Origin of the sequence: Micromonospora sp. SH-82 (genome assembly GCF_051132485.1) — a bacterium.
Lineage (GTDB): Bacteria > Actinomycetota > Actinomycetes > Mycobacteriales > Micromonosporaceae > Micromonospora.
The window spans coordinates 474,130-500,663 of the sequence record NZ_CP148049.1; the positions used below are offsets into that span (position 1 = coordinate 474,130).

Annotated in this window: 27 protein-coding genes; 8 read left to right on the forward strand and 19 right to left on the reverse strand. The window is 72.4% G+C overall.

Features of this window, described 5'->3' with window-relative positions; all coding sequences use genetic code 11:
• The first annotated feature begins 41 nt into the window (after positions 1-41).
• Together WHN02_RS02145 and WHN02_RS02150 are read left to right on the forward strand one after the other, a co-directional pair.
• Positions 42-1,058: a GNAT family N-acetyltransferase gene (locus WHN02_RS02145; protein ID WP_434743786.1), complete on the forward strand. Its 1,017-nt coding sequence runs from the start codon at positions 42-44 to the stop codon at positions 1,056-1,058.
• 6 nt (positions 1,059-1,064) lie between these two features.
• Positions 1,065-1,625, forward strand: coding sequence for a DUF4334 domain-containing protein (locus tag WHN02_RS02150; RefSeq protein ID WP_434741811.1), 561 nt, complete (start codon positions 1,065-1,067; stop codon positions 1,623-1,625).
• Here the strand turns inward: WHN02_RS02150 and hemB are convergent.
• From hemB to WHN02_RS02185, 7 genes are all read right to left on the reverse strand, one after another.
• Positions 1,619-2,602 carry a porphobilinogen synthase gene (gene hemB / locus WHN02_RS02155; protein WP_434741812.1) on the reverse strand — a complete coding sequence of 328 codons (984 nt, stop codon included), beginning with the start codon at positions 2,600-2,602 and terminating at the stop codon, positions 1,619-1,621. The genes WHN02_RS02150 and hemB overlap by 7 nt on opposite strands.
• Positions 2,603-2,620: 18 nt before the next feature.
• Positions 2,621-4,201 (reverse strand): uroporphyrinogen-III synthase, encoded by a 1,581-nt coding sequence (locus WHN02_RS02160; protein ID WP_434741813.1) that lies wholly within the window; start codon positions 4,199-4,201, stop codon positions 2,621-2,623.
• Positions 4,198-5,196 carry a hydroxymethylbilane synthase gene (gene hemC, locus WHN02_RS02165; protein ID WP_434741814.1) on the reverse strand — a complete coding sequence of 333 codons (999 nt, stop codon included), beginning with the start codon at positions 5,194-5,196 and terminating at the stop codon, positions 4,198-4,200. The genes WHN02_RS02160 and hemC overlap by 4 nt, the downstream gene beginning before the upstream one ends.
• Positions 5,193-6,599, reverse strand: coding sequence for a glutamyl-tRNA reductase (locus tag WHN02_RS02170; RefSeq protein WP_434741815.1), 1,407 nt, complete (start codon positions 6,597-6,599; stop codon positions 5,193-5,195). The genes hemC and WHN02_RS02170 overlap by 4 nt, the downstream gene beginning before the upstream one ends.
• Positions 6,596-7,369 carry a redox-sensing transcriptional repressor Rex gene (locus WHN02_RS02175; RefSeq protein ID WP_434741816.1) on the reverse strand — a complete coding sequence of 258 codons (774 nt, stop codon included), beginning with the start codon at positions 7,367-7,369 and terminating at the stop codon, positions 6,596-6,598. Before WHN02_RS02175 ends, WHN02_RS02170 begins: the two co-directional genes overlap by 4 nt.
• Positions 7,370-7,667: 298 nt before the next feature.
• Positions 7,668-8,318, reverse strand: a complete 651-nt coding sequence (locus WHN02_RS02180) for an HAD family hydrolase (protein ID WP_434741817.1) — start codon at positions 8,316-8,318, stop codon at positions 7,668-7,670.
• Between the two features lie 78 nt (positions 8,319-8,396).
• Positions 8,397-8,651: a glutaredoxin family protein gene (locus WHN02_RS02185; protein ID WP_350894557.1), complete on the reverse strand. Its 255-nt coding sequence runs from the start codon at positions 8,649-8,651 to the stop codon at positions 8,397-8,399.
• Between the two features lie 430 nt (positions 8,652-9,081).
• Here WHN02_RS02185 and WHN02_RS02190 point away from each other — a divergent pair, with 430 nt between their 5' ends.
• The 3 genes from WHN02_RS02190 (at position 9,082) to WHN02_RS02200 (ending at position 12,277) form a co-directional block, all read left to right on the forward strand.
• The gene (locus WHN02_RS02190) at positions 9,082-10,053 is read left to right on the forward strand and encodes an ECF subfamily RNA polymerase sigma factor, BldN family (RefSeq protein WP_434741818.1); all 972 of its coding nucleotides are present in this window, start codon (positions 9,082-9,084) and stop codon (positions 10,051-10,053) included.
• 310 nt (positions 10,054-10,363) lie between these two features.
• Positions 10,364-11,248 (forward strand): DUF5667 domain-containing protein, encoded by an 885-nt coding sequence (locus WHN02_RS02195; protein ID WP_434741819.1) that lies wholly within the window; start codon positions 10,364-10,366, stop codon positions 11,246-11,248.
• A 171-nt stretch (positions 11,249-11,419) separates the two neighbouring features.
• On the forward strand, positions 11,420-12,277 hold the full coding sequence (locus tag WHN02_RS02200; RefSeq protein WP_434741820.1) for an HAD family hydrolase: 858 nt from the start codon (positions 11,420-11,422) through the stop codon (positions 12,275-12,277).
• Positions 12,278-12,286: 9 nt separating this feature from the next.
• Here the strand turns inward: WHN02_RS02200 and WHN02_RS02205 are convergent, their stop codons facing one another.
• From WHN02_RS02205 to WHN02_RS02225, 5 genes are all read right to left on the reverse strand, one after another.
• On the reverse strand, positions 12,287-13,186 hold the full coding sequence (locus WHN02_RS02205) for a lysophospholipid acyltransferase family protein (RefSeq protein WP_434743787.1): 900 nt from the start codon (positions 13,184-13,186) through the stop codon (positions 12,287-12,289).
• 143 nt (positions 13,187-13,329) lie between these two features.
• On the reverse strand, positions 13,330-14,403 hold the full coding sequence (locus WHN02_RS02210) for an NAD-dependent epimerase/dehydratase family protein (protein WP_434741821.1): 1,074 nt from the start codon (positions 14,401-14,403) through the stop codon (positions 13,330-13,332).
• A 117-nt stretch (positions 14,404-14,520) separates the two neighbouring features.
• The gene (locus tag WHN02_RS02215; RefSeq protein ID WP_007465623.1) at positions 14,521-14,622 is read right to left on the reverse strand and encodes a 30S ribosomal protein bS22; all 102 of its coding nucleotides are present in this window, start codon (positions 14,620-14,622) and stop codon (positions 14,521-14,523) included.
• Between the two features lie 218 nt (positions 14,623-14,840).
• Positions 14,841-15,050: a helix-turn-helix domain-containing protein gene (locus tag WHN02_RS02220; protein ID WP_067367634.1), complete on the reverse strand. Its 210-nt coding sequence runs from the start codon at positions 15,048-15,050 to the stop codon at positions 14,841-14,843.
• A gap of 358 nt (positions 15,051-15,408) precedes the next feature.
• Positions 15,409-16,329 (reverse strand): proline dehydrogenase family protein, encoded by a 921-nt coding sequence (locus WHN02_RS02225; RefSeq protein WP_434741822.1) that lies wholly within the window; start codon positions 16,327-16,329, stop codon positions 15,409-15,411.
• A 103-nt stretch (positions 16,330-16,432) separates the two neighbouring features.
• Between WHN02_RS02225 and WHN02_RS02230 the strand changes: the two genes are divergently transcribed.
• Positions 16,433-16,996 (forward strand): CGNR zinc finger domain-containing protein, encoded by a 564-nt coding sequence (locus WHN02_RS02230; protein ID WP_434741823.1) that lies wholly within the window; start codon positions 16,433-16,435, stop codon positions 16,994-16,996.
• Between the two features lie 16 nt (positions 16,997-17,012).
• Here WHN02_RS02230 and WHN02_RS02235 read toward each other — a convergent pair whose 3' ends face one another.
• On the reverse strand, positions 17,013-17,819 hold the full coding sequence (locus WHN02_RS02235) for a sugar phosphate isomerase/epimerase family protein (protein WP_434741824.1): 807 nt from the start codon (positions 17,817-17,819) through the stop codon (positions 17,013-17,015).
• 76 nt (positions 17,820-17,895) lie between these two features.
• Positions 17,896-18,840: a Ppx/GppA phosphatase family protein gene (locus WHN02_RS02240; RefSeq protein ID WP_434741825.1), complete on the reverse strand. Its 945-nt coding sequence runs from the start codon at positions 18,838-18,840 to the stop codon at positions 17,896-17,898.
• Between the two features lie 101 nt (positions 18,841-18,941).
• Here WHN02_RS02240 and WHN02_RS02245 point away from each other — a divergent pair, with 101 nt between their 5' ends.
• Positions 18,942-19,727, forward strand: coding sequence for a hypothetical protein (locus tag WHN02_RS02245; protein ID WP_434743788.1), 786 nt, complete (start codon positions 18,942-18,944; stop codon positions 19,725-19,727).
• A gap of 49 nt (positions 19,728-19,776) precedes the next feature.
• Here the strand turns inward: WHN02_RS02245 and WHN02_RS02250 are convergent, their stop codons facing one another.
• From WHN02_RS02250 to WHN02_RS02260, 3 genes are all read right to left on the reverse strand, one after another.
• On the reverse strand, positions 19,777-20,988 hold the full coding sequence (locus WHN02_RS02250; RefSeq protein WP_434741826.1) for an MFS transporter: 1,212 nt from the start codon (positions 20,986-20,988) through the stop codon (positions 19,777-19,779).
• A gap of 344 nt (positions 20,989-21,332) precedes the next feature.
• Positions 21,333-22,016: a response regulator gene (locus WHN02_RS02255; protein WP_434741827.1), complete on the reverse strand. Its 684-nt coding sequence runs from the start codon at positions 22,014-22,016 to the stop codon at positions 21,333-21,335.
• 23 nt (positions 22,017-22,039) lie between these two features.
• Positions 22,040-23,350, reverse strand: coding sequence for a sensor histidine kinase (locus WHN02_RS02260; RefSeq protein WP_434741828.1), 1,311 nt, complete (start codon positions 23,348-23,350; stop codon positions 22,040-22,042).
• Between the two features lie 208 nt (positions 23,351-23,558).
• Between WHN02_RS02260 and phoU the strand changes: the two genes are divergently transcribed.
• Complete coding sequence (gene phoU / locus WHN02_RS02265; RefSeq protein ID WP_434741829.1) at positions 23,559-24,209, forward strand: phosphate signaling complex protein PhoU; 651 nt, start codon at positions 23,559-23,561, stop codon at positions 24,207-24,209.
• 129 nt (positions 24,210-24,338) lie between these two features.
• Here phoU and WHN02_RS02270 read toward each other — a convergent pair whose 3' ends face one another.
• Together WHN02_RS02270 and WHN02_RS02275 are read right to left on the reverse strand one after the other, a co-directional pair.
• On the reverse strand, positions 24,339-25,106 hold the full coding sequence (locus WHN02_RS02270; protein WP_434741830.1) for a phosphoglyceromutase: 768 nt from the start codon (positions 25,104-25,106) through the stop codon (positions 24,339-24,341).
• Positions 25,107-25,589: 483 nt separating this feature from the next.
• Complete coding sequence (locus tag WHN02_RS02275; RefSeq protein ID WP_434741831.1) at positions 25,590-26,471, reverse strand: hypothetical protein; 882 nt, start codon at positions 26,469-26,471, stop codon at positions 25,590-25,592.
• Positions 26,472-26,534: the final 63 nt, after the last annotated feature.

Here is a 26,534-nt window from a genome sequence, read left to right on the forward strand (position 1 = left end):
CTCTTCCCCCGAGCAGCTGTTGACGGCAAGCTAGACCCGTGATGGTGCGCGAGTGGGATCCCAGGACCGCGTCGTCCGCCGAGATCGCGTCTCTGCTGGAGATGCTGAACGCGATTCTGGCGGCCGATCTGCCGCAGGATCCGCCCTGGCAGGACACCTCGATGCGGGAGTACCTCTCCGAGGTGATGCCGGGCGAACGGCGGATCTCCTGGGTCGCCCAGGCCGAGACCCCGGACGAGGGGCGACCGGGGGCGATCCTCGGGCACGTGCAGGTGCTGCTCCTGGGCGACATCGGCGTGCTGGAGGTCCTCGTCGACCCCACCCAGCGCCGTGGTGGCCTCGGTCGACGGCTGGTCCGGTTGGCGGCCCGCCGGGTCTACCAGGAGGGCTTCCAGTCGATGGGGGTCGAGGTGGTCGGGGGCACCCCGGCGGTGGCCTTCTACGAGTCGCTCGGGTTCACCAGGGACTACGTCGAGACCCGCAGCGTCCTCGACCTCGCCGGGGTGGACTGGTCGGCGCTGGCCACGACGGTCGCCGGGATCGATGACGGCTACCGGCTCCAGTTCCACCCGGGTGGACCGCCGGACGACCTGATCGAGGCGTACGCCAGGACCAAGGCCGAGCTACGGGACCTCGACGACGGCGAGTTGCGCCCCAGCTCGTACGACCCGCAGCGGCTCCGGGACAGCCTGGACTGCCTGCACCGGCGGGGGATGCAGCCGTACATCGTGTTGGCCCTGCACGAGCCGACCGGTGAGGTCGCCGGGCTGACCGAGGTGGTGGTGCCGGCCCAGCACCCGACCCGGGCCGACCAGTACGACACCATCGTGTTGCAGCACCACCGGGGGCACGGGATCGACAGGGCGATCAAGGCACGGATGCTTCTCGAACTCCGCTCGGCGCAACCGGGGCTGACCCAGGTCCAGACGTGGAACGCCCAGTCCAACGAGGCGATGCTGGCGGTCAACGCCGACCTGGGTTACCGCCCCGACCGGCACTGGTGCGAGTACGGTGCCGAGGTGGCGGAGCTGGTGCACCGCCTCGACGCCCAGGGCTGACCGGCGATGACCATCCGACACGACGGCCCGGACCGGCTCGACGACCTGCGTCGCCGGGCGGACCTGGACGCGGCGTTGGCCTACTACGACACGCTGCCTGCGGTGACGGTCGAGGAGATGCCGGGCTGGTGGCGCGGCACCGGCCTGCCCACCGGCCATCCGCTCGACGGCCTGCTGGAGCAGCTCGGCTGGTGGGGCAAGCGGTTCGACGGCCCCGAGAAGGTCCACCCGCTGGTCTTCACCACCCCGGGCGGTCGGCTGACCAGCATCGCCCCGGGGCTGATCCCGGTGGGGACGCTGCTCCGTCGCCCGGCGCTGACCCGGCTCCCCGCTGCGGCCACCCTGTTCCGGCTGGCCCGGCCGCTGCTGGCCACCCCCAGACCCGCCGCCCGGCTCCGGATGACGGAATACCGGGGCGTGGTCACCGCGACCATGTGCTACGACGCCCACCCGATCCACGACGTGTTCCGCCGGGTCGACGACGACCGGTTGCTCGGGGCGATGGACGTACGCGGCGCGGAGCACCCGTACCTGTTCGTGCTGACCCGGACCCGTCCGGGTCAGTAGCTCTCGCGGAGCAGCCGGGCGGCCTCGGCGGCCCAGTAGGTGAGGATGATCCCCGCCCCGGCCCGCCGGATCGAGGTGAGCGACTCCAGGATCACCCGTTCCCTGTCGATCCAGCCGTTGGCGGCGGCGGCCTCGACCATCGCGTACTCACCGGAGACCTGGTAGGCGGCGACGGGGACGTCGACGGCGGCCCGGACCGCCGACACCACGTCGAGGTAGGGCAGGGCGGGCTTGACCATCACGATGTCGGCGCCCTCGGCGACGTCCAACGCCACCTCACGCAGGGATTCCCGCAGGTTCGCCGGATCCTGCTGGTAGGTGCGCCGGTCGCCCTGCAACGCCGACTCCACCGCGTCGCGGAACGGCCCGTAGTACGCCGAGGCGTACTTGGCGGCGTAGGCGAGGACCGCCACGTCGGTGTGTCCGGCCGCGTCGAGCGCCTGGCGTACCACCCCGACCTGGCCGTCCATCATCCCGGACGGCCCGACCACCCCGACCCCGGCGGCGGCCTGGGCCACCGCCATCTGCGCGTAGGCGGCCAGGGTGGCGTCGTTGTCGACGTCCCCGTCCGGGGTGAGCAGGCCGCAGTGCCCGTGCGAGGTGAACTCGTCCAGGCAGAGGTCGCTCATCACCACGGTGGCGTCCCCGACCTCGCCGACCACGTCGGAGATGGCGACGTTGAGGATGCCCGCCGGGTCGATCCCGCCGGACCCGGTGGCGTCCCGCTCGGCCGGCACCCCGAAGAGCATGATCCCACCGACCCCGGCCTGGACCGCCTCGACCGCCGCCTTGCGCAGCGAGTCCCGGGAGTGTTGCAGCACCCCCGGCAGCGACCCGATCGGGCGGGGCTCGGTCAGCCCCTCCTTGACGAACATCGGCAGCACCAGGTCGGCCGGGGCGACCCGGGTCTCGGAGACCAGCCGCCGCACGGCCGCGTCACGACGCAGCCGGCGGGGCCGGATCTCGGGGTACGGCATGACGCCTCCTCGGTACGACTACCGGAACCGCAGCGCGGTGGGGCCCTGCACCTTCGAGCCACGACGCTGCTTGGCCGGCATCGCGGCGAGCTTCTCCCGAAGCTCCACGGCGTAGCCGGCGAGCGCCTCCACCAGGTCGGGGACCGAGGCGTGCGGCGGCTGGACGTCGACCCGCAGGCCGAACTCCGTCGCGGTCTCCGCCGTCTTGGGCCCGATGACAGCAACCACGGTACGCGCGTGCGGCTTCCCGGCGATACCCACGAGATTGCGGACCGTCGAGGAGGAGGTGAAGAGGACCGCGTCGAATCCGCCCGACTTGATCGCGTCCCGGATCTCGGCCGGCGGCGGGGCGGCCCGGACGGTCCGGTAGGCGGTCACGTCGTCGACCTCCCAGCCCCGCTCGGTGAGCCCGGCGGCGAGGGTCTCGGTGGCGATGTCGGCGCGCGGCAGCAGGACCCGGCCCACCGGGTCGAGCACCTCGTCGTGCGGCGAGAACTCGGCGAGCAGCCCCTCGGAGGACTGCTCACCGGAGGGGATCAGTTCCGGCTGGATGCCGAAGGCGCGGACCGCGTCGGCGGTGGCGTCCCCGATGCAGGCGATCTTGACCCCGCCGAAGTGCCGGGCGTCCAGGCCGTGCTCGCCGAACTTCTCCCAGACCGCCCGGACCGCGTTCACCGACGTGAAGATCACCCAGGCGTACCGGCCGTCGACGAGCCCCTTGACGGCCCGCTCCATCTGGGCTGGGGTCCGGGGCGGCTCCACCGCGATGGTGGGCACCTCACACGGGATCGCCCCGTACGCGCGCAGTCGGGCGCTCATCACCCCGGCCTGTTCCTTGGTCCGGGGGACCAGCACCTTCCAGCCGTACAGCGGCCGGTTCTCCCACCAGCTGAGCTTGTCCCGCTGGCCGACCCCGGACCCGATGGTGAGCACCACCCGGCCGGTGAAGCCGAGCGCCGCCGCGACGAACGAGTCGACGGTCGAGGTGGTGGTGTACTGGGTCTCCCCGGTGCCGTCGCCGGTCACCCCGACCTCGGTCGTGCCGTCCATCCCGGCGGCGAGCAGGCCGTCGCGGATCGCGGCCAGGTCACCGGCGTCGACGGCGAGCGCCAGGGACCCCCGGGTCACGGCGGCGGCCAGCGCCTCGAAGTCCAGGTTGGCGACGTCCTCCACGTCGGCGGCGGTCCGCACCCCGGGCAGCGGTACGCCCGCGTAGGTGGCCACCCCCTCGGCCTGGGACACCCCCGGCACCACCTCGAAGTGCGCGGCGGTACGCGCCACCGCCTGCACCTCCTTGACCACCGAGTCGTGGCCGAACGGGTCACCGGCGACCAGGTGTACGGCGTTCAGACCGGAACGGGCAGCCGAGATCAGCACCTTCGCCACGTCCCCCGGCACACCCTCGGCCGGGCTGAACTCGGTGTCGGCCCGAGCCTGGGTACGCACGGCGTCGAGCAGCGCCTCGGGGACCCCACGGTCGTACACCACCTGGTCGGCGTCGACCAGAGCGTCGTGCGCCCGGCGGGTCAGCAGGCCCGGGTCGCCGGGTCCGGCCCCGACGAACGCGATACGGCCTACGGGCTTACGGGTGCGGGTCATTCTGTGCTCCCAATGTGCTGTGTCCCCGGGGCGGCGGCATGTCCGTCCTGGCCGAGGATCGAGTCGGCGCCGAGGTCGAGGAGTTCGGCGGCGAGTGCCTTGCCGATCTCCGCCGCGTCGGCGGGCGTACCGGTGCGGGACAGCCGGATGTCTCGGGCGCCGTCCGGGCTGATCACCGCCCCGCGCAGGTAGATCTCGTGGACGACGTCGCCGTCGGCATCCGAGCCGGTCGGCTCGCCTTCGGCGACGATGGCGTAGGCGGCGACCGGAGCGGAGCACCCGGCCTCCAGGGTGGCCAGCAGCGCCCGTTCCGCGGTGACCGCGGCCCGGGACGGTGCGTGGTCGAGTACGGAGAGCAGCTCGACCAGGTCCGAGTCGTCGATCCGGCACTCCACCGCCAGCGCACCCTGGGCGGGGGCGGGCAGCATCAGCATCGGGTCGAGCGTCTCGGTGATCTCGGCGGTCCGGCCCAGCCGGGCCAGCCCGGCCCGAGCCAGGACCACCGCGTCGAGATCGGCTCCGGGGCCGAGGACGCGCGCCAGGCGCGTGTCCACGTTGCCCCGGATCGGGGTCACCGTCAGCTGCATCCCGAGAGCGTGCAGCTGGGCGATGCGGCGCAGTGCGCCCGTCCCCACGGCGGCGCCGGAGGGAAGTTCGGTGAGGGTCCGCCCACCCGAGGCGACGAGCGCGTCGCGCGGGTCCTCGCGGGGTGGTACCGCAGCGATGTGCAGACCGGGGGCCTCCGCGGTGGGCAGGTCCTTGTAGGAGTGCACCGCGAAGTCGATGGTGCCGGCGGTGAGCGCGTCACGAAGGGCGGAGACGAAGACGCCGACGCCGAGCCGGTGCACCGGTGCCGTCGACCTGTCCCCGGCCGTGACCACCTCGACCAGCTCGACCTGCCGACCGGTGGCGGCGGTGAGCGCCTCGGCGATCTGCCCCGACTGGGCCATCGCCAATGCGCTGCCCCGGGTTCCCAGACGCAGGGGTGCGGTCATCGTTCACCTCCGAGGTGCGGATCGGACTGGGTACCGGGCGGGACCGGATCCGTCGGGGCGGAGCCGGTGCCGACGTACGGGTCGGTGTCGGCGTCCACCACGTCGGGAACCGCCCCGACGGTGGTGGCGGCCTGCGGCACCTGGAGGTCGAACAGCTCCCGCAGCAGTGCGGCGTACTGGTCGCCGCCCGGTTCCGCGGCCAACTGCCGGACCCGCACGGTGGGCTGGTGCAACAGCCGCTGCACCACGCGGTGCACGGTACGCGCCACCTCGGCCCGTTGCCCGTCGGTGAGATCAGGGCGACGTTGGGCCAGTCGACGCAGCTCGACGCCGACCACGTCCTCCGCGCGTCCCCGCAGGGCGGCCACTGTGGGTGCCACGTCGGCACCGCGCAGCCAGGTCAGGAAGCCCTCGACCTCGGCGGCGACGATCCGGCCGACGGCGGCGGCGTCGGCCGCGGCCGGGCCGTCGGCGAGCACGTCGGCCATCCGGTCGATGTCGATCACCTCGACGCCGGGCAGCTCGGCGACCCCTCGCTCGACGTCGCGGGGCACCGCCAGGTCGAGCAGGACCAACGGCCCCCGGGCCGGGTCCCGGTCGGCGAGCGTACGGGCCACGACGTCCCGGGTGAGGACCGGTTCGGTGGCCGCCGTGGCGGCCACTACGATGTCCACCGTGGACAACGCCGCGGCGAGTTCGGTCATCGGCACCGCCTCCGCGCCGTACGACTCGGCGAGCCGGGCGGCCCGGTCCGCGCCCCGGTTGGTCACCGCGAGCGGACCCGCCCCCAGCCGGGAGAGGGTGGCCACACTGAGCGCCCCCATCGCCCCGGCACCGACCACCAGGGCCGGTCGGCCGGTGAGGCCCTCGTCGAGGTGGCCCGCGGCGAGGTCCAGGGCGGCGGTGACCACGCTCTGGCCCGCCCGGTCGATGCCGGTCTCGGCGTGCGCCCGCTTGCCCACCCGCAACGCCTGCTGCATCAGCTCGTGCAGCAGCCGCCCGGTGGAGTCGGCGCCACTGGCCCAGTGGTACGCGTCCCGGAGCTGGCCGAGGATCTGCGCCTCCCCCACGACCAGGGAGTCCAGTCCGGCCGCGACCCGGAAGACGTGCTCCACCGCAGCGGCGTCGAAGTGCACGTAGAGGTGGTTGGCGAGCGCCGCCGGTGGGCAGCCGGCCCGCTCGGCGAGGACCGCGCAGATGTCGCCGAGACCGCCGTGGAATCCGGAGACCGTGGCGTACACCTCCACCCTGTTGCAGGTGGAGACGAGCACCGCCTCCGTCACGTACGGCTGGGCGACCAGCTGGTCCAGGGTGCGGGTGGTCTCGGCGGGCGCGACCGCCAGCTGTTCCAGGACGGCGACCGGGGCGGTGCGGTACGAAGCACCGACGACGAGCAGCTTCACGTGCCGATCGCCTCCTGGGTGTCGGGGGCCGCGAGCCCGCCGGGCAGCGCGGTGAGGGTGGACCCGCCGGTGGTGGCGGGCAGCGTGGTCAACGATGCCTTGCGGTGCTCGTGGAACGACAGAATCTGCAGCTCGATGGCGAGGTCGACCTTCCGCACGTCGACCCCGTCCGGCACCGAGAGTACGCACGGAGCGAAGTTGAGGATGCTCGTGACGCCGACGGCGACCAGTACGTCGGCGACCCGCTGGGCGGAGGCGGCGGGGGTGGCGATCACCCCGATGGCGAGGGACTCCTCCTCGGCGACCCGGGGCAGCTCGTCGATGTGCTTGACGATCAGCCCGCTGATCTCCTCGCCCACCCGTTCGGGGTCGGCGTCGAAGAGCGCGGCGATCCGGAAGCCCCGGGTGGCGAAGCCGTCGTACCCGGCCAGGGCGTGACCGAGATTACCCACCCCGACCAGGGCGACCGCCCGACGTTGGGTGAGCCCGAGCACATACTCGATCTGGTCGATCAGCAGCGCGACGTCGTACCCCACCCCACGGGTGCCGTACGAGCCGAGCTGGGAGAGGTCCTTGCGGAGCTTGGCCGAGTTGACCCCGGCCGCGGCGGAGAGCCCTTCGCTGGAAATCGTCTCGTGACCGGTTTCGGCGACGGCGTGCAGGGCACGTAGGTACTCGGGGAGCCGCGCGACTGTCGCTTCGGGCAGGTCCGGAAGCGCCGGTACGACACCAGCACGGCTGGGCGTGCCAGGGTGACGATGCTGACTCATGAGACTCCGTGCGGTGCGATTCTCTGCCAGCTCCCGTCGCCGGCCGTTCCGGGACTCCCGCTGGCGACCGAGGTTGCCGGCTGAGCTAGCAGGGCGCGTCGGAATTACAGAGTAGGCGCTTGTGAAGACGTGCACAAATCGCGATCTTGCTGATCGGCGCAGCGGTGCCACCGAGCCTCCATTCCACAAGATCGATCCACCGGCCGCGCGGTGCCGCTCCCCGATTATTGCGCAATCCAGACTTCCCACGCCAATCACCAAGATCGGACTACGTCTCCGGCCCGGCGGACGGCGCAGCTCAGGACAGGGTCGCGGCCAGGTGGACCGCCCCGGTGAGCGTGGTGGCCACCGGATGACCCGAGGCGCGCAGGCGCTCCGAGTCGGTGAAGCCGCCGGTGTAGAGCACCGCCCGGGCACCGACCGCCTCGGCCGCCTCGGCGTCGTCGAGTGAGTCGCCGATCAGCACCACCCGGCCGGGGTCCACGTCGAGGTCGGCCAGGTGCCGGGTCAGCGAGGCGGCCTTCCGGTCGCCACCGACCGCCGCCCGCCACCCGTCGACCCGGACGAACCGCCCGTCGAGGCCGTACGTCCGGACCGCCGGCACCAGCTCGTCGTGGAACCACATCGACAACAACGACTGGCTGCCCGACCAGTCGCCCATCGCGGTGACGGCGTCCTCGGCCAGCTCACAGGTGGTCAGACCGGCCCGGTACGCGTCGTGGAAGATCCGGTCGAGACGCCCGAACGCCTCCTCGTCGACAGCCCGACCCAGCACCTCGGCGTAGTAGTCGACGACCGGGCGACGGAACCGGACCCGGTGTTCCTCGGCTGTCACCACCGGGCCACCCACGCTGGCGAACGCGGCGTTCGTGGCGGCGATGATCAGACTCAGGTCGTTGAGCAGCGTGCCGTTCCAGTCCCACACCAGGTGGTCGCGAACAGGGGTCATCGCAGCACGATAGGCGACGACCCCGGTCGCTGTGGAGTGCCCGGATTCGCACCGCTGCGCCGGGCGGCGGTGGACGCCCTACAACTGGGGGGTGGTCAGATCGCGCAGCAGCCGCTCTTCCTCCACCCGCCAGTAGCCGTGTTCCTTGCCGTCGAGGAGCACCACCGGCAGCCGCTCGCCGTACTCTCGTTCCAACTCGACGTCCCCGGTGACGTCCTTCTCGATCCACCGGTCGCCGGTGACCGCGACCACCCGGTCGAGGGCCGCCTTGGCGTCCTCGCAGAGGTGGCAGCCGGGACGGGTGACCAGGGCGAGCCGGGCGTCGGTGGACATCGGTACCTCCTAGACGTGCGGTCGTCCGGCCGAGTCTGGCACAGTCGACGCCGTCCGGCCCGGCCGAGCGCGAGACGAGCCCGGTAAACGGGCAACAGTTTCGGACCCTGGGACCGGGCGGAAAGTCAATCGCCCCCGACGGACACCCGGTCCGGTGACGTCCCGACGGCGACGGAAATACTTCCGCTCTGTGTAACTGACTTACCACGCACGGGTGACGTCTGCCTTATCATGACTCGGGTCGACTCACCCCATTTGCTGTGAGTTGACACCCCTCAGCCCGAGGAGGCCCCGTGCCCGTAAGCGCATTGGACCAGCACCTCACGGGAACTCGTCGCGCCTGTGCGGCGGGACCCGGTGCAGGCCGGTCCGACCACCTCGTCGACGCCGTCCCGGTACGGCCCGTCGCCTACCCGACGGGGGTGACCCGATGACCGCTTCGGGATGGGTGGAGCAGCCCGTCGGCCTGAGTGCCCCCGGGGTACGGCCGGCCGTCAACGAACGGTCGCCCTCCGCACGCGGACCGGTGGACGACACGTGGGGGCCCCCCACCCAAAGCGACGAGGCCGCCCGGCGGTTACGGAGCCGACCACACCACAACGAGACGACACCCAGGCCCCCGGCTCCCGGGGGCAACGCCAAACCGTCGGGGGGTCGGGTGACGGTTCCGGTCCGACCGACGATGCCGGTGCAGGGTCGACGCAGCGCCGACCCACCCGCCTCCACCGAGGCGACCAACGCCGAGACCGCCGTCCTCCCCGCCGTGCCGGCCGCCCCCGCCGGCGGCACCGGCGGGGGCGCACCGACCGGCTACCCCAGCCGCCCCGACCCGTCCGACCCGGCCACCGAGGTCTGGCGTCTGGTCGAGCGCGCCCAGGCCGGTGAGGTGGAGGCCTTCGGCCTGATCTACGACAGGTACGTCGAGACGGTCTTCCGGTTCGTCTACTTCCGGGTCGGCAACCGGCAACTCGCCGAGGACCTCACCTCCGACACCTTCCTGCGCGCCCTCAAACGGATCGGCAGCTTCACCTGGCAGGGGCGCGACCTCGGCGCCTGGCTGGTCACCATCGCCCGCAACCTGGTCGCCGACCACTTCAAGTCCGGCCGGTACCGGTTGGAGGTGACCACCGGGGACGTCCTGGACGCCGACCGCGAGGACCGGGGGCCGGAGGGCAGCCCGGAGGCCGCAGTGGTCGAGCACATCACCAACGTCGCCCTGCTCAGCGCGGTCAAGCAGCTCAACCCGGAACAGCAGGAGTGCATCGTCCTGCGCTTCCTCCAGGGCTTCTCGGTCGCCGAGACCGCCCGGGCGATGGGCAAGAACGAGGGCGCGATCAAGGCGTTGCAGTACCGGGCGGTCCGGGCCCTGGCCCGACTCCTGCCCGACGGATTCCAGCCGTAACGACCCGCCGTAGCCCGTACCGCCGGCCCCGTCCTGACCGGGGCCGGCCGGTCGGCTGTCCGCCCGCCCGGGTCGGTCGTCCCGCACGGTGCTCCGCGACACGCCTCGATTTCGCCACACCGGATCCCGTAACCGCAGCCCGGCACGGACCGTTCTTCCGGGTGCGACCGGTGGTTGCCCCAGCATCAGCGGGCCCCATGGTCCGGACAGCGCCGTCGGCCACGACCTTCGTGCGCCGGTGCCAGCTGTCTCCGGTCGCCGGCGAACACCACGGCCGAGTGGCCGTGACCAGCGAGAGGGGGTGCCTGCGGTGGACCACAACCTCTTCCTGCGTCGACGCGCTGAGCGCTTCGCACAGCTTCTCGAAGAAGCCAACGGCTGCCGTCGGCACCGGGTCCGGTCCCGGCGGGACGACGAACTCGTCACCCTGGCGGCCGTCGGTCGGCGGCTCACCGTCGACCGGCCCGCCCCGGTGGTGGACGCGGCCTTCCGCACCAGCCTGCGGGCCAGGCTGATCGCCACCGCCGAGCGGGAGGGCATCGGAGCCGAGGTCATCGCACCCACCGACGCGGACGTCGTCCGCCCGCCGTTCGCCGCTGTGCGGACCCCACGGCTGCCGGCGGTGACCGCCCGACGGGCCCGAGCCCGACTGGCGATCTTCTCCGGCATCGCCGTCGGTGCCATCGCCGTCTCCGGCATCTCCGCCGCCAGCGAGAACGCGCTGCCCGGCGACGCCCTGTACGGCATGAAGCGCTCCACCGAGCGGGCCCAGCTCGCGCTCGCCGGATCGGACCTGAACCGGGGGCAGCTCTTCCTCGACTTCGCCCGGACCCGGGTCGACGAGGCCGCAACGCTGCGCGGCAACCACGTCCGGTACGACGCCGTACTCGACGACATGGACAACGGCACCCGTCAGGGCGTACGCACGCTCCTCAACGCCGTCTCGCAGCGCTCCGACCCGGCCGGGCTCGACCTGGTCGACGCGTTCCTCGACAGCCAGCGGCAGTCGGTCGACGGCCTCCTCGACGCGGCACCGCGCAGTCAGCGGGACCGGACCCGCAGCTCGCTCGGCCTGCTGGACGCGGTCGGTGAACGGTCGACGGCGTTGCGGACGGCCCTCGACTGCGCGGAGCCGAAGGTGGTCGGGTTCGACGGCCTCGGCCCGATCCCGGCCGCCTGCACCAGCCCCCGCTGATCGGCCGTCGGTCGCCGGGCATCCGGTGACCGACCGCCCGCCTCCGCTCACCGACAGCCCGTCGTCCGTCAGCCATCCACAGGCGAGTCCGGATAGGCTCGACCGATGGCAGGGCCCTGCCCCGGCAAGGCCCGTCACGGTGGACGACGAGGTCGGTGAGCGGAGGGGCACGTGGGTCGAGACCGTGCGGTGACCGTCAGCACAGACAGCCACGGCCACACCACGGGTTGGGCCCGCAGCGGGGTCGGTAGGCCACCCGTCCCCGACCCGAGCGCCGCCGCGTTCTTCGACGTGGACAACACGATCATGCAGGGCGCCTCGCTGTACTGGCTCGCCCGGGGGCTGGCCGCCCGCAGGTACGTCACCACCTCCGACCTGGCCCGGTTCGCCTGGCGGCAACTCCGGTTCCGGATCATGGCCACCGAACACCCCGGCGACATGTCACTGGCGAAGGAGGCCGCCCTCGCCTTCGTCGCGGGCTGGCGGGTCGGTGACGTGGAGCGGCTCACCGAGGAGATCTTCGACGAGTTGATGGCTCCCCGGATCTGGCCCGGAACCCGCCGTCTCGCCGAGGCGCACCTCGCCGCCGGGCAGCGGGTCTGGCTGGTCAGCGCCGCGCCGGTGGAGATCGGCAGGGTGATCGCGGCCCGGCTCGGCCTCACCGGGGCGATCGGGACCGTCGCCGAGGTCGCCGCCGGGGCGTACACCGGACGGTTGGTCGGGGAGCCGATGCACGGCCCGGTCAAGGCCGAGGCGGTGGGTCACCTCGCCACCGTCGAGGGTCTCGACCTCGCCTCCTGCACCGCCTACAGCGACTCGGCGAACGACCTGCCGATGCTCTCGACCGTCGGGCGGGCCGTCGCCGTCAACCCGGACGGGGTCCTGCTGCGGCAGGCCCGTCGGCGCGGTTGGGAGGTACGGGACTTCCGGACCGGCCGCCGGGCCGCCCGGATCGCCGTCCCCTCCACCGCCGCCGTCGCGGCGGTCGCCGCCGGGCTGGCCCTGCACCGCCGGACCCGACCCGACTGACGGGGTGGCTCAGGGGCCGAACGGGTCGGGGCGTCGCTCCAGCAGCTGGTGCACCGTCTGTTGGATGGTCTCCCGGACCTGGTCGGCGAGGTTGAACACGACGAGGGGGTCGTCCGCCGCGTCGGTCAGGTGCGCGGTGGGGATCGGCGGGCAGAACTCGATCAGCCACTTGCTCGGCAGCGGCACCATGCCCAGCGGCCCGAGCCACGGGAAGGTCGGCGTCACCGGGAAGTACGGCAGCTTGAGCAGCCGGGCCAGCGGCTTGATGTCGGCGAGCATCGGGTAGGTCTCCTCGGCCCCGACGATGGCCACCGGCACGATCGGGGTGCCCGTCCGCAGCGCCGCCGAGACGAAACCGCCCCGCCCGAACCGTTGCAGCCGGTAGCGGTCGGCGTAGAGCTTGCCGATCCCCTTGAACCCCTCCGGGAAGACGCCGACCAGCTCACCGGTGCCGAGGAGGCGCTCGGCGTCCGCGTTGCAGGCGACCGTACCGCCGGACTTGCGGGCCAGTTCGGAGACGACGGGGATCCGGAAGACCAGGTCCGCGCCGAGCAACCGCAGGTACCGGCGGGCCGGGTGCCGGTCGTGCAGGACCGCGGAGAGCACCAGGGCGTCGAGCGCGACGGTCCCGGAGTGGTTGCCCACCACCAGCCCCGCCCCGTCGACCGGGACGTTCTCGATGCCGGTGACCTCGGTGCGGAACCAGTCCCGGTAGAGCCGCCGCAGGATCGGGTGCAGGACCGTCCCGGTCAGCTCGGGGTCGAACCCGAACTCGTCGACCTCGTAGTCACCGGAGAGCCGTTTGCGCAGGAAGGCCAGGCCGGCGGCGACCCGACGGTCCCAGGGGTCACCCGGCCGGTCCGGCACCGCCCCGACCGTCTCGACGTCCTCGCCCGGCCGGTCCGGCACCGCGCCCGCCGGCTCGACGTCGTCGCCTGGCGGAACGGCCGCGACCACGTGGTGTCCGTTGCGCCGCGCGGGCTCCGCCTCCGGGTCGGCCAACCGCAGGGGTACGTCGAACCGTCCCCGGCCGTCCTGCTCCTCGGTACCGTTCACGATCGCTCCCGTACGGCCGCCCGCACCTGACGGATGCCCTCCAGGACGGACTGTTCGGCGGCGGCCAGCCGGTCCCGGGTCAGCACCACTCCGCCCTGGTGGGCGCGGATGAAGTCGTCGAAGGCCTCGGCGGTGGTGCGCGGGGTGAAGGCGTACTCCCGCTCCAGTCGGCTGGTGTCGACCACCCGGCCGTGGACGAACAGGTCGACCTGGTCGAGGCCGTAGCGCCCGAAGCCGAGGCTACGGGCCAACGCCGCCGCCCCGGACAGACCCGGTTCCAGGACCGGTACCGCGATCCGCCCGGCCCGTCGGATCGCCTGGGAGAGCGAGAGCACCCCCGACCCGGCGACGTTGTACGTGCCCGGATGGTCCTCCACCACCGACCGGTGCAGCACCTCCAAGGCGTCGTCGAAGTGCACGAACTGCAACCGGGCGTCCCGCCCGAAGATGGTGGGCACCAGCGGCTGGGAGAAGTACCGGGTGAGGGTGGTGTCGGCCCTCGACCCGATGAACGGGGCGAACCGCAGGACGGTGGCGGTGACGTCGGACCGGCGGCGGCGGAAACCCCTGACGTACCCCTCGATGTCGAGGATGTCGCGGGCGAACCCACCGCGCGGGACCTCGCGCGGTTCGGTGTCCTCGGTGAAGACGGCGGGATCCCGGAAGGACGCACCGTACGCGGCGGTCGACGACCGGATCACCAGCTTGCGCAGCCGGGGTGCCCGCTGACCGGCGGCGAGCATCTGCATGGTGCCGATGACGTTCTGTTCCTTCATGGCCGCCCGACCACCGTGCTGCTTGTCGGGGGCGGAGACCAGAGCGAGATGGACGACCGCGTCGACGCCCAGGTCACCGAGGAGCGGGCCGAGGTCGGCGGGTTCCACCTGGACCTGTTCCACCCCGTCGAGGAGACCGGCGAGTTCGGCACCGGGCGGGGTGGGGTCGACCCCGATCACCCGCTCGATCCGGGGGTCTGCGGCCAGCCGGGCCGCGACGTGGGCACCGAGGTATCGGCCGACGCCGGTCACGACGACGACCCCCGGCGCGCCCGAGGGGGCACCGGGGGTCACGACGCGCACCTGACCCGGCAGCCGGGATCGAGCCTGAACAACGGCCTGATCACCTGAGCCTCCGGAGGTCGACAGTTGGCAAGTGTCACCGGGAGCCGGGCCGCAGCCCGGCAGCGGTCACTTGCCGAGACGGCGACGCTGGACGCGGGTCTTGCGAAGCAGCTTGCGGTGCTTCTTCTTAGCCATGCGCTTGCGGCGCTTCTTGACCACCGAGCCCATACGACAGCCTTTCGATGCAACGTGCGGGGCGGACCGGACGACGCCACCGGGTGGCGTCCGCGGCCGCTTACGGACAACGAACCGGACCAGGCTGGTGGCATCGGGCGCACCGGTGTGCGGTCACGGTCGGCCTCCAGGGTAGCCGGAGAGCGTCAACAGGACCAACGCGCCCCCGTCGATGCCCGTTACGTCGCACTCGACGGCCCTCCGGCGACCCGTCAGGCGGTCTCCTGGAACGCGCCCCGCAGGTACTCGTGCACGGCGTGCTCCGGCACCCGGAAGGAGCGGCCCACCCGGACGGCGGCCAACTCACCACTGTGCACGAGCCGATAGACGGTCATCTTCGACACCCGCATCACCGTCGCCACCTCGGCGACGGTGAGGAACCTGACATCCGACAGTCGCCCGTCGGACTGCGATCCGGCCATGGCCCACCGACCAATCCCATGCCCGGCGCGCGCCACACCGACGGGTTCCTCCCACCGGGCGGGCAACGCGCGTGTTACCAGTACCGTAGCGGGACGGCTGTGACCGGCGCGATCCCTTCCTGCAACTGATCACGCCTCCGGGGCCGGTTCACCCGGGCGTGACCAGAGCTTTTCCGCCCTGAAGGGATCCGACTCGACGAATGTCCGAATCGTCGCACCGCGATCCGTCGCCCCCGGTCGGCGGCGACACCGCAGGACGGGGCGAGACCTCGGACCGCGCTCGACAGGCCCGGACCGAGGCTTCGCACACTGGGAGCGATTCCAGTGTGGCAGGTCCGGTTCGACGGGGACGGGTGGGTCACCCCCGGGAGGCGAGGGCCCGGCCGAAGAAGATCAGGTTGGCGGGACGCTCGGCGAGCCGACGCATCAGGTAGCCGTACCAGTCGTCGCCGTAGGGCACGTAGGTACGCATGGTGTACCCCTCGGCGACCAGCCGCTCCTGCTCCTGCGGGCGGATGCCGTACAGCATCTGGAACTCGAACCGGTCCGGTCCCCTGTCGAACCAGCGGGCCCGGTCCTCCCCGATGGCGATCAGACGCGGGTCGTGGGTCGCCAGCATCGGGTAGCCGTCCCCGGCCATCAGCACGTTCATGCACCGGACGTAGGACCTGTCGACGTCCCGGGACGACTGGTGCGCCACCGACTCGGGCTCCCGGTAGGCGCCCTTGCACAACCGGACCCGGGCACCGGCCCGCGCCAACTCCCGACAGTCCGACTCGGTACGCCGCAGGTACGCCTGGAGGGCCACCCCGGTGGACGGATGGTCCCGGCGGAGTTCGGTCAGGACGTCGAGGGTCGAGTCGGTGGTGGTGTGGTCCTCCATGTCGAGGGTGACGGTGGTGCCCGCCGCATCGGCGGCCTGACAGACGGCGAGGGCGTTGTCGTACGCCAGCCGTTCGTCGACCTTCTGCCCGAGCGCGGAGAGTTTGACGCTCACCTCGGCGGGCGGGGTGAGGCCGGCGTCGGAGAGGCCGGCCAGCAGCCGGCGGTACTCGTCCCGGACGGCGTGCGCCTGCTCGGCCGTGACCACGTCCTCGCCGAGGTGGTCGAGGGTCACCGCGAAACCGTCGGCGACGAGTGCGCGGGTCGCGCGCAACGCGTCGTCGGTGCCCCCGCCCACCACGAACCGGTGGACGACGTCACTGGTGTACGGGGCCGTCGCGACGAACCGCTCGACCCGGGACGACCGAGACGCGGCGAGGATCACGGAACGGAGCATGAGCCGAGCGTAACCCTCGCCCCGTCCGCCCGCCGGACGGCGGCCCACCCCTGCCCGCACATCGAGGGGCGACATGTTACGTGAGTCGTCTACGGTTGACGACGTGAACTTCGACGCGTACGCCCGGACCGGCGTCGACCTGGTCAACGCCCGGTTGGAGGACCTCGACGCCGTACGGGTCCTCTTCCCCGACGAGAACGCCTGGATGCGCGACGAGGTGACGGAACGGGACCTCACAGTGCTCCGACGCACGCAGCGGCGACTGCGCGAGGTCTTCGGGTACGGCGCCTCCGGGCGGGACGCCGAAGCGGTCGCCGAGCTGAACGCCCTGCTGGCGGCGTACCCGGTGCAGCCCCGGATCTCCGGACACGACTCCAGCGACTGGCACATGCACGTCACCGGCCGGGGTGCCTCGGTGAGCGCCGAGTATCTCGCCGGTGCGGTCTGGGGGCTGTCGGTCTGGCTCTGCGAGTACGGCAGCGCCCGGTTCGGGGTCTGCGCCGACGACCGGTGCGGCAACGTCTACCTGGACACCTCGTCCAACTGTTGCCGACGGTTCTGTTCGGAGCGGTGCGCCACCCGGTCCCACGTCGCCGCCCACCGGGCCCGCAAGCGGGCGGCGATCGGCGAACAGGTGACGGTCGGGGCCGCCGCAGACGACGCCTAGGGGGACGCCGGGGGCCTCAGGCCTCGACCGGGGAGGCGGCGGTCAGGTGGGTACGGGCGAACTCCAACGACTCGCGGAGGTCGGCCTCGCGCAGCTCGCGGCTCTTCGCCCCCCTGGTGGTCACCTCGACCGCCACCGAGCCGGTGAATCCCCGACCGGCGAGCGAGCGGAGCAGTTCGGCGCAGGGCTGGTTGCCCCGGCCGGGCACCAGGTGCTCGTCACGGCCCTCCCCGGTGCCGTCGCCCAGGTGCACGTGGGCCAGGCCCGACCCCATCCGGTCGGCCAGCTGCAACGCGTCGGTGTGCGCGGCGGCGGTGTGCGACAGGTCCAGGGTGTACGAGGCGTACCCGGTCTCGGTCGGATCCCACCCCGGCAGGTAGGGCACGAACTGGCGGCCCGCCATCCGCACCGGGTACATGTTCTCCACGGCGAAGCGCAGCCCGGAGAACTGGTCGGCGATCGTGTCCAACCCGTCGGCGAAGGTCCGGGCGTAGTCGCGCTGCCAGGTGAACGGAGGATGCACCACCACCGTGGGTGCCTCCAGGGTCTCGGCCAGCTCGGCGGCCCGGCGGAGCCGGACCCACGGGTCGGAGCTCCAGACCCGCTGGGTGACCAGCAGACAGGGCGCGTGCACCGAGAGGACCGGGACGCCGTAGTGCTCGGCGAGCCCGCGCAGGGCTCCGGCGTCCTGGCTGACGGCGTCGGTCCAGACCATCACCTCGACCCCGTCGTAGCCGAGGGCGGCAGCCATCTGGAAGGCCGCCGCCGTCCGTTCAGGGAAGACCGAGGAGGTGGACAGGAGAACCGGGACGCGGGAAGTCACACCGTCGAGGGTAACCCGGGACCGTTGCGACATCGTGACGAGCAATCCCAAACAGGAATCATCCGGTCACTCTACGTCACATCGGGGCCAGGTGATCCAGCCGCCGCAGGATCACACCCTCCCGGAGCGCCCACGGGCAGATGTCCACCGCGTCCACGCCGAGCCGCCGCATCACCGCCTCGGCCACCACCGCACCGGCCAACAGCTGGTGTGCCCGGGCGACGCTGACCCCCTCCAGCTCCGGCAACGTGGTCGGAGGGATGTGCCTGACGAATCCCATCACCTGCCGCAGCCCCGTACGGGTCAGTCTCCGCCGGGCCCACAGCCCCGCCCCGGAGGGGGCCGCCCCGGCCAGCCGGGCCAGGGTGCGGAACGTCTTGGAGGTGGCCACCGGCCGATCCCAGCGCACCTCGGCCAGCCGGGCCACCACCGGATCCAGCAGACCGTCGACGTACTCCCGCAGCTCCTCCACCGCCTCGGCCGACGGCGCGACCGGATCGCCGGGGGCGGACCCCAGGCGCTCCCGGGTGAGTCGACCGGCCCCCAACGGCAGTGACTGGGCGACGTCCGGGTCCTCGTCGATCCCGGCGGCGATCTCCAGTGAGCCGCCCCCGATGTCCAGCACCAGCAGTCGCCCGGCCGACCAGCCGAACCAGCGCCGGACCGCGAGGAAGGTCATCCGGGCCTCGTCCGCGCCGGAGAGCACCTCCAGGCGTACCCCCGTGGTGTCCCGGACCCGGGCCAGGACCTCGGCGGCGTTCGTGGCGTCCCGGACCGCCGAGGTGGCGAAGGCGATCAGGTCGTCGGCGCCCATCCCCACGGCTGCGGCACGCGCCCCTTCGACCGCCTTGACCAGCTCGTCGGCCCCGAAAGCGGTGAGCGCGCCATCCGGGCCGATCTGTTCGGCGAGGCGGAGCACCACCTTCTCGGAGTGGGCGGGCCAGGGGTGCGCCCCGTGGTGGGCGTCCACCACCAGCAGGTGCACCGTGTTGGAACCGACGTCGAGGACACCCAGTCGCATGCTGAAGACCCTATGGCCAACACGTTTCTCCGGCTCACCGGCCGGGGGGCGGGACCGCGCGTACGCTGGTCCGGGTGACGACGAGCCCGGTTGAACTGCGCATACTGGTGGACGACCCGGAGGATCCGCGCAGCCGGGAGGTGGGGCTGGACTTCCCTCGCGAGTGGATCGAGTTCGTCGACCCCGCCGACGACCAGCACCTGGTCCGGGCCGACCTGACCTGGCTGCTGTCCCGGTGGACGTGCGTGTTCGGCAAGGGCTGCCACGGCATCGTCGCCGGCCGGTCGGCCGACGGCTGCTGTTCCCACGGCGCCTTCTTCACCGACACCGACGACGAGAAGCGGGTCCGGACGGCTGTCAAACGGTTGACCCCCCAGACCTGGCAGCACTTCCGTCGGGGGTTCAAGAACTGGACCGAGACCGACACCATCGACGGCAAGAACCCGGCCCGCCGGACCGCCACCCAGGACACCGACGCGCCCTGCGTGTTCCTCAACGACGCCGACTTCCCCGCCGGGGGCGGGTGCGCGCTGCACGCCCAGGCGCTCCGGGACGGGGTGCACCCCCTGGAGTACAAGCCGGACGTGTGCTGGCAGTTGCCGGTCCGCCGGGACCAGGAGTGGACCAAGCGCCCGGACAACAGCAAGGTGCTGGTCTCCACGCTCACCGAGTTCGACCGTCGCGGGTGGGGGGCCGGCGGACACGACCTGGACTGGTGGTGCACCTCCTCGACCGACGCCCACGTCGGGGCCGACCCGATGTACGTCTCCTACGGTCCGGAGCTGACCGCGCTGATCGGCGCGCCCGCGTACGCGAAGTTGGTCGAACTCTGCACGGCCCGGGTCCGGCAGGGCCAGCTCGCCCCGCACCCGGCCGGCCAGGACTGACCACCCCGCCTGGGCCGCTCGCCGTCGGCGGGCCGCCGGCCGCCGTGGTTCAGCCGCTCGTCCCCGGCGGGCCGCCCGCCGTCGTGGAGGCGGCTACCGGCGTGTCCCGGCGGGGCAGTGGCAGCCCGGTCGCCGCCATCGCCACCCCGGCCAGTCCGGCGGCCATGCAGGCGAGCACCCCTGCCGCCCCCGCCCCGGCCGCGAGCAGACCGGCGACACTGGGAATCAGCACCTGACCGAGACGGTTCCCGGTCAGCCGCAACGACATCGCCCGCCCCCGCGAGCCGGGTGGAGCGGCCTCGGCCAGGAACGACATGGTCAGGGGTTGGCCCGCGCCGAGCCCGAGTCCGGCGACGACCACCACCACCGCCATCGCCCACAACGGCAGCGGAGGCAGCAGCAGCCCCAGGCCGACGGCGGAGAGGGCCACCGAGCCGACCAGGAGGGTACGCCGACCGAACACCGCCACCAGTCGGCCGAGCAGGAGCCGGGAGACCATCGAGGCGACCGCCCGCAGCGCCAGCAGGACCCCGATCGAACCCGCCGCGATGCCCCGCTCCATCCCGAGGGCGGGCAGGTAGACCAGGGTGACGTCGACGGCGGCCAGCACGACGCAGCTGACCAGGAGAGCGCGGCGCAGTCCGGGCCGGCGCAGGAGGTCCCGTACCCCGCCGACGGGACGTTGCCCACCCGTGTCGTGGTGGTGCCCGGAGGGGCGCAGCAACGCGGAGGTGACGAGCAGGGGCAGGGCGACCACCGTGGCCCCGACGAAGATCGCCCGGGTGTCCGGGATCGGCTGGTCACCGCCGAAGGCGACGATCAGTCCCGGCCCGAGGGCCTGCCCGATCGAGGCGGCGAAGGTGTAGTAGCCGAAGGCGGAGTCGTACCGGTGGGCCGGCGTCCGGTTCGCGACCAGCGCCTGCTGGGCCACCACAGCGCAGAGGTGGCCGGTGCCGAGCACCATGCTGGCCAGCACCAGGCCACCGATGGAGCCGGCGAACAGCAGGAATCCGAGGCCGGCGGTGGCCAGGAGCACCGACCCGGCCAGCACCACCCGACGTTCGCCGTACCTGTCGACGGCGTGTCCGGCGGGGACCGCCAGGGCCAGGGGCGCCACGGCGAAACTGGCCCCGAGCAGCCCCAACCAGGTGCCGGGGACGTCCAGGGCGAGCGCCTGGTACGCCGACGCGGGGCGGAGCATGAAGGTGACCGCCTGCACGACGACGGTGTGGGCCAGCAGGAGGCCGGTCTGGGCTCGCACGTTCCTCGTCCGGTTCAGGCGGACGTCGTCGGACGCGTCGCCCGACGGACGGGCGCGGCCTCCGCCGGCCCCACCCCGACCGGCCGGGAAGTCATGATCGATAAGCCCACCGGAGCATCGTGCCCCACCCCGCCCCGCCCGGACCCGGCAGGGCCTACCGATCCTTTATGATCTTGATAGCAGAATTGCTACCATTCCGAGATGGCCATGACGCTGCGTGATCACCCGACCCGCCGGGACGCCAGGCGGTTCGCCGGCCTCGCTGACCAGATCATCGAACGGCATGCCGCTCTGCTGGCACGGCTCGCATCCGACCCGAGCCGACCCGCCGGGTCGTCACCGGCTCACGGCTCGAACTTGTAGCCCAGGCCCCGGACGGTGACGATGTAGCGCGGGGCGGAGGGCTCCGGCTCGATCTTGGAGCGCAGGCGTTTCACGTGCACGTCGAGGGTCTTGGTGTCGCCGACGTAGTCCGCGCCCCAGACCCGGTCGATCAGCTGACCACGGGTGAGCACCCGACCGGCGTTGCGCAGTAGCAGCTCCAGCAGCTCGAACTCCTTGAGCGGGAGCTGGACGGCATTGCCGTCGACGGTCACCACGTGCCTCTCGATGTCCATCCGGACCGGCCCGGCGGCGAGGGTCGGCGTACCGGACTCGGTGACCTCGGTGGTCTGCCGACGCAGCACCGCCCGGATCCGGGCGACCAGCTCCCGGGGCGAGTACGGCTTGGTCACGTAGTCGTCGGCCCCGATCTCCAGGCCGACCACCTTGTCGATCTCACTGTCCCGGGCGGTCACCATGATGATCGGCACGTGTGAACGCTGCCGCAGCTGCCGGCAGACCTCGGTGCCGGACATCTCCGGCAGCATCAGGTCGAGCAGGACGATGTCGGCTCCGCTGCGGTCGAACTCGGTGAGGGCGGAGGTGCCCGTCGCGGCGACGGAGACGTCGAAGCCCTCCTTGCGAAGCATGTACGACAGGGCGTCGGAGAACGACTCCTCGTCCTCGACCACCAGAACGCGGCTCAACGGGGGTTCCTTTCCACTGCTGCTCAGACCTGCCGTAGCTCGGCCGGACCAGGCTCGATACCAACCGACGAGAGTGTCGCGGTCAGATCCTCCGGGGGACGGGCGGGCAACCGGAGGGTGAACGTCGAGCCACCGCCCAGGGTGCTCGACACCTCCACCCGTCCGCCGTGGTTGCTCGCGATGTGCTTGACGATGGCCAGCCCGAGCCCGGTGCCACCGGTGGAACGTGAACGGGCCTGGTCGGCCCGGTAGAAGCGCTCGAAGACCCGGTCCACGTCGGTGGGGGCGATCCCGATGCCCTGGTCGGTGACGGAGATGTGGACGTCGTCGCCGTCGCTGCGGGCCACCACCCGGACCACGGTGTCCTCGGCCGAGTAGTTGATCGCGTTCTCGACCAGGTTCGCCACGGCGGTGGCGAGTTGGGCGTCGCTGCCGTACACGGTCAGCCCGTCCTCGGTCTCCACCCGGATGTCCGCCCGACGGGCGGTGGCGCTGGTCCGGGTCCGGTCCAGCACCTCGGCGAGCACCCCGTCGACTGTCACCGGCTCCGGTGCCGGCTGCGGCTCGGCGCCCTGGAGCCGGGTCAGCTCCAGCAACTCTTGGACCAGTCGGCCGAGGCGGGTCGACTCGTGTTGGATCCGCTCGGCGAACCGGCGGGCCGCGACGAGGTCCTCGGAGAGGTCGGGGGTGGCCGCGTCGGCCGGTTCGGTGGCGTCCAGCAGCGCTTCGGCGAGCAGCTGGAGGGCACCGATGGGGGTCTTCAGCTCGTGGCTGACGTTGGCCACGAAGTCCCGGCGTACCCGGGCGAGGCGGTGCGACTCGGTCACGTCCGCCGCTTCGACGGCGATGTAGCCGGCACCGATCCCCATCGCCCGCAGGTGCACACCGAGCGGGTCCGGTCCGGCGTTGGCGCGGCCACGCGGCAGGTCCAGCTCGATCTCGCGGCGCACCCCGGTCCGCCGGACCTGCCCGGCGAGGGTACGGATCAACGGGTGGGCGGCGATGGAGCCGGGCTGCGGCCCGGCACGGAGCAGCCCCATCGCCCGGGCCGCCGGGTTGACGAGCACCGGCACGTCGTCGGGGCCGAGCACCACGACCCCGGCGCGCAGCGAGTCGATGGTCTTGCGGCCGAGGCCGGGCACCTCGGCCTGGTAGTCGTCGGAGATCGTGGGCCTCCCCCTGCCGAAGAGCGACCGGCCCGAGGTGGGCCGGGCGGTCGTGCCGGACGTGCCGGTACCCGAAACGGGCCGGCGCACGATCCTGGGCAGCAGGAACCCGGCAGCCAGCCCGACCAGCAGGCCGGCGACCACCGCGAACGGCACCACCCACTCCACCAGGCGATCGTAGGGTCATCGTCGGCCCCACGGCCCCCTTGGGAGGCGAATCATGTTCGCTTCTGGAAGTGTTAACCCCTCGGCCCGGCGTCGTTCACCGGCCCCCTCCCCCACCCCGGGGACCTGCACCTACGGTGGTCGGAACCGTTCGACCCACCCGGCGGCCGAGAGGGCCGGACCGGTGCCACCCCACCACGGGAGGTGACAGATGCGCAACGAGTTCCACGCCGACCTGGACACGGTGAGCGACCTACTGGTGGCGATGGCCCACCAGGTACGCGCCGCACTCCGGCAGGCCACCCGGGCGCTGCTCCGGGCCGACCGGCAGGCCGCCGAGGCGGTCATCACGGGAGACGAGGAGGTCAACCGGCGATACCGGGAGATCGAGGAGCGGGTCTGCGACCTGCTGGCCCGCCAGTCCCCGGTCGCCTCGGACCTCCGGGCCATGATCACCGCTCTGCACGTCGCCGCCGACCTGGAACGGATGGGCGACCTCGCCGACCACGTGGCGAAGACCGCCCTGCGCCGGCACCCCTCCCCGGCCGTACCCGCCGAACTCCGGCCGATCTTCATCGACATGGACGGGGTGGCCGACCGGATGGCCGAGAAGATCACCGGGCTGCTCGCCGACCCGGACGCCGAACTCGCCGCCGAACTGGACCGCGACGACGACGCCATGGACGAACTGCACAAGCAGCTGTTCGGGGTGGTCCTCGGCGCGGACTGGCCGTACGGGGTGGAGACGGCGATCGACGCGACGATGCTGGGGCGGTTCTACGAACGCTTCGCCGACCACGCCGTCAGCACCGGCGAGCACATCGTCTACCTGATCACCGGCGAACCGACCCCCACCCGCTGACCCCCACGCCGAACCCCGGCGGGAGGGTCGAACCCCGGACGAGAGGAAGGGTCCCGCACCGACCGGCCGCCGGGCAGAGGGGTGACCCTCTCCACCCCAGGCGTCGTCGGTGCGGGACCCTTCCGTCGGTCAGCGGCCCTGGTTGGCGACGGCTGCGGCAGCCGCTTTGGCGGCGTGCGGGTCGAGGTAGGTGCCGCCCAGGGTGAGCGGACGCAGCTGCGGGTCCAGGTCGTACCGCAGCGGGATCCCGGTCGGGATGTTCAGCTTGGCGATCTCCGCGTCGCTGATCTGGTCGAGGTGCTTGACCAGGGCCCGCAGCGAGTTGCCGTGCGCGGCCACCAGGACGGTACGGCCGGCCAGGATGTCCGGCACGATCGAGTCGTACCAGTACGGCAGCATCCGCTCGACGACGTCCTTGAGGCACTCCGTCCGGGGCATCAGCTCGGTCGGCAGCAGGGCGTACCGAGGGTCGCCGACCTGGGACCACTCGTCGTTGTCGTCGATCGGCGGCGGCGGGGTGTCGTACGAGCGACGCCAGAGCATGAACTGCTCCTCGCCGTACTCGTCGAGGGTCTGCTTCTTGTCCTTGCCCTGGAGGGCGCCGTAGTGGCGCTCGTTGAGCCGCCACGAGCGGCGGACCGCGATCCAGTGCCGGTCGGCGGCGTGCAGCGCCAACTCGGCGGTACGGATGGCCCGGCGCATGACGCTGGTGTGCACCACGTCCGGCAGCAGGTCGTGCTCGCGCAGCAGCTCACCGCCGCGGCGCGCCTCGGTCTCGCCCTTCTCGGTCAGGTCCACGTCGACCCAGCCGGTGAAGAGGTTCTTGGCGTTCCAGTCGCTTTCGCCGTGCCGCAGCAGGACCAGCGTCCCGACGGTGGGCCCTTCGCTAGCAGTCATGCCGATCATCCTGCCCGAAGACGGGATCGGACACGCAGCCGGTGGTGGTGACGGCCACCACGTGGCGGTTCGGAGCCCGGTTCCACACCCACCGGGAGCGGTCCACCGCGTCGCTGGTGACGTGCGGACGCCCGCCACGGTGTAGACCGTGACGGGCGTCGGCCCCTCGCTGTGCCCGGCGGCGGCGGGCGACACTCACCCCCGTAAGCGTCGCCCGCTCGCGCCGCCGGTCCGGCAGGTGGGCACCGTCCCCCAACGGTGTGGTCCACCCGCCCCTTCGCGTCACCCTCGGTGCGCGGATCTGTTCGATCCGCCGCTCCCCCGAACGTTTCCGAGCGGAACGCGGTGCAATAAAGTTAGTTCGCCCAGTTTATGAATTCAACCCGGAGCGGCTGTCTCGCCGGTCACAGCCCCTGCTCGCAGCTCGGGCCGTGTCCTGCGGTGCGGCAACCGTCGCATACCCGGGCCGGCCCCCGGTAAACATCAGGCGTCCTCGCGTTGCGGGGATTCGGTCCGGAAGAAGTTGCTCTGCCGTCCGTCGCGCAACTGCTCCTGGTAGATCAGGTTCAGTCGTCGACTGTCGAAGGTCTGGAACCACTCGGCCCAGGTGACCTCCCGCAGGCGGCTGCTCTCCCGGTAGCCCGGAAGGTTGAAGGTCAGCACCCCCGGGCGTCCGTCACGCTCGGTGCCGGAGATGGTGGCGGGCTTGGCGTTGCGGGCCGAGGCCCACCGACGGATCACCTCGTGGTTCGTGGTGACCAGACTGCGCCCCGGGCGTTCCGGCCGGTCGGCCAGGGAGGTGATCACCTGCGAGGAGGAGACCGACCGGGACGCCGACCGACCGGTCCGCACCCCCGTCCGGCCCGCCGTGGCCCCCCGCCCCGAAGCGGCCCGGGTCGAAGCGGCCCGCCCCGAAGCAGCCCGGGTCGAGGTGGCCCGGGTCGAGGTGGCCTTCCGGGTGGGAGCCGCCTTGCGACTCGACGTGGTCTTGCGGGCCGAAGCGGTCGGGCCCGCCTTGGCGGCGGGCGACGTGGACCCGGCCTTACGCGACGCGGTGGTAGCTGTCGAGCCGGCCTTGCGGCCCCCACCGGTGCCGGTGGCCCGACCCGCCGGGCCCGTGCTGGTCCGGCCGGCCCCGGCGGTACGTCGCCCCGAGCGCAGGCTCCGGGCCAACGTCTTCACCAGGTCCGGCTTACGCAGGGCGGACACCCCGGTCACCCCGAGCCGACGCAGCCGCATCCGGATCTCGTCGACCCGCAGCCGGGAGAGCTCCGACTCGGAGATCCCCGGCGTGGCCGGGGACTGGTTGCCCGCCCGCCGTTTCGTCGCGGTCCCGCCGCGACCTGAGCTGTTGCGCTGAGCCATTGGCGTTCACGCTCCTCGACAGAGTGCCTGAGCGCGTCGGTTCACACCGCACCGCGCGGTGCG

Coding starts and splice junctions, on each gene's coding strand:
- WHN02_RS02145 (WP_434743786.1), top strand. CDS start 42: ATGGTGCGCGAGTGGGATCCCAGGACCGCGTCGTCCGCCGAGATCGCG.
- WHN02_RS02150 (WP_434741811.1), top strand. CDS start 1,065: ATGACCATCCGACACGACGGCCCGGACCGGCTCGACGACCTGCGTCGC.
- hemB (WP_434741812.1), bottom strand. CDS start 2,602: ATGCCGTACCCCGAGATCCGGCCCCGCCGGCTGCGTCGTGACGCGGCC.
- WHN02_RS02160 (WP_434741813.1), bottom strand. CDS start 4,201: ATGACCCGCACCCGTAAGCCCGTAGGCCGTATCGCGTTCGTCGGGGCC.
- hemC (WP_434741814.1), bottom strand. CDS start 5,196: ATGACCGCACCCCTGCGTCTGGGAACCCGGGGCAGCGCATTGGCGATG.
- WHN02_RS02175 (WP_434741816.1), bottom strand. CDS start 7,369: ATGAGTCAGCATCGTCACCCTGGCACGCCCAGCCGTGCTGGTGTCGTA.
- WHN02_RS02180 (WP_434741817.1), bottom strand. CDS start 8,318: ATGACCCCTGTTCGCGACCACCTGGTGTGGGACTGGAACGGCACGCTG.
- WHN02_RS02185 (WP_350894557.1), bottom strand. CDS start 8,651: ATGTCCACCGACGCCCGGCTCGCCCTGGTCACCCGTCCCGGCTGCCAC.
- WHN02_RS02190 (WP_434741818.1), top strand. CDS start 9,082: ATGACCGCTTCGGGATGGGTGGAGCAGCCCGTCGGCCTGAGTGCCCCC.
- WHN02_RS02215 (WP_007465623.1), bottom strand. CDS start 14,622: ATGGGCTCGGTGGTCAAGAAGCGCCGCAAGCGCATGGCTAAGAAGAAG.
- WHN02_RS02220 (WP_067367634.1), bottom strand. CDS start 15,050: ATGGCCGGATCGCAGTCCGACGGGCGACTGTCGGATGTCAGGTTCCTC.
- WHN02_RS02225 (WP_434741822.1), bottom strand. CDS start 16,329: ATGCTCCGTTCCGTGATCCTCGCCGCGTCTCGGTCGTCCCGGGTCGAG.
- WHN02_RS02240 (WP_434741825.1), bottom strand. CDS start 18,840: ATGCGACTGGGTGTCCTCGACGTCGGTTCCAACACGGTGCACCTGCTG.
- phoU (WP_434741829.1), top strand. CDS start 23,559: ATGCGCAACGAGTTCCACGCCGACCTGGACACGGTGAGCGACCTACTG.
- WHN02_RS02270 (WP_434741830.1), bottom strand. CDS start 25,106: ATGACTGCTAGCGAAGGGCCCACCGTCGGGACGCTGGTCCTGCTGCGG.
- WHN02_RS02275 (WP_434741831.1), bottom strand. CDS start 26,471: ATGGCTCAGCGCAACAGCTCAGGTCGCGGCGGGACCGCGACGAAACGG.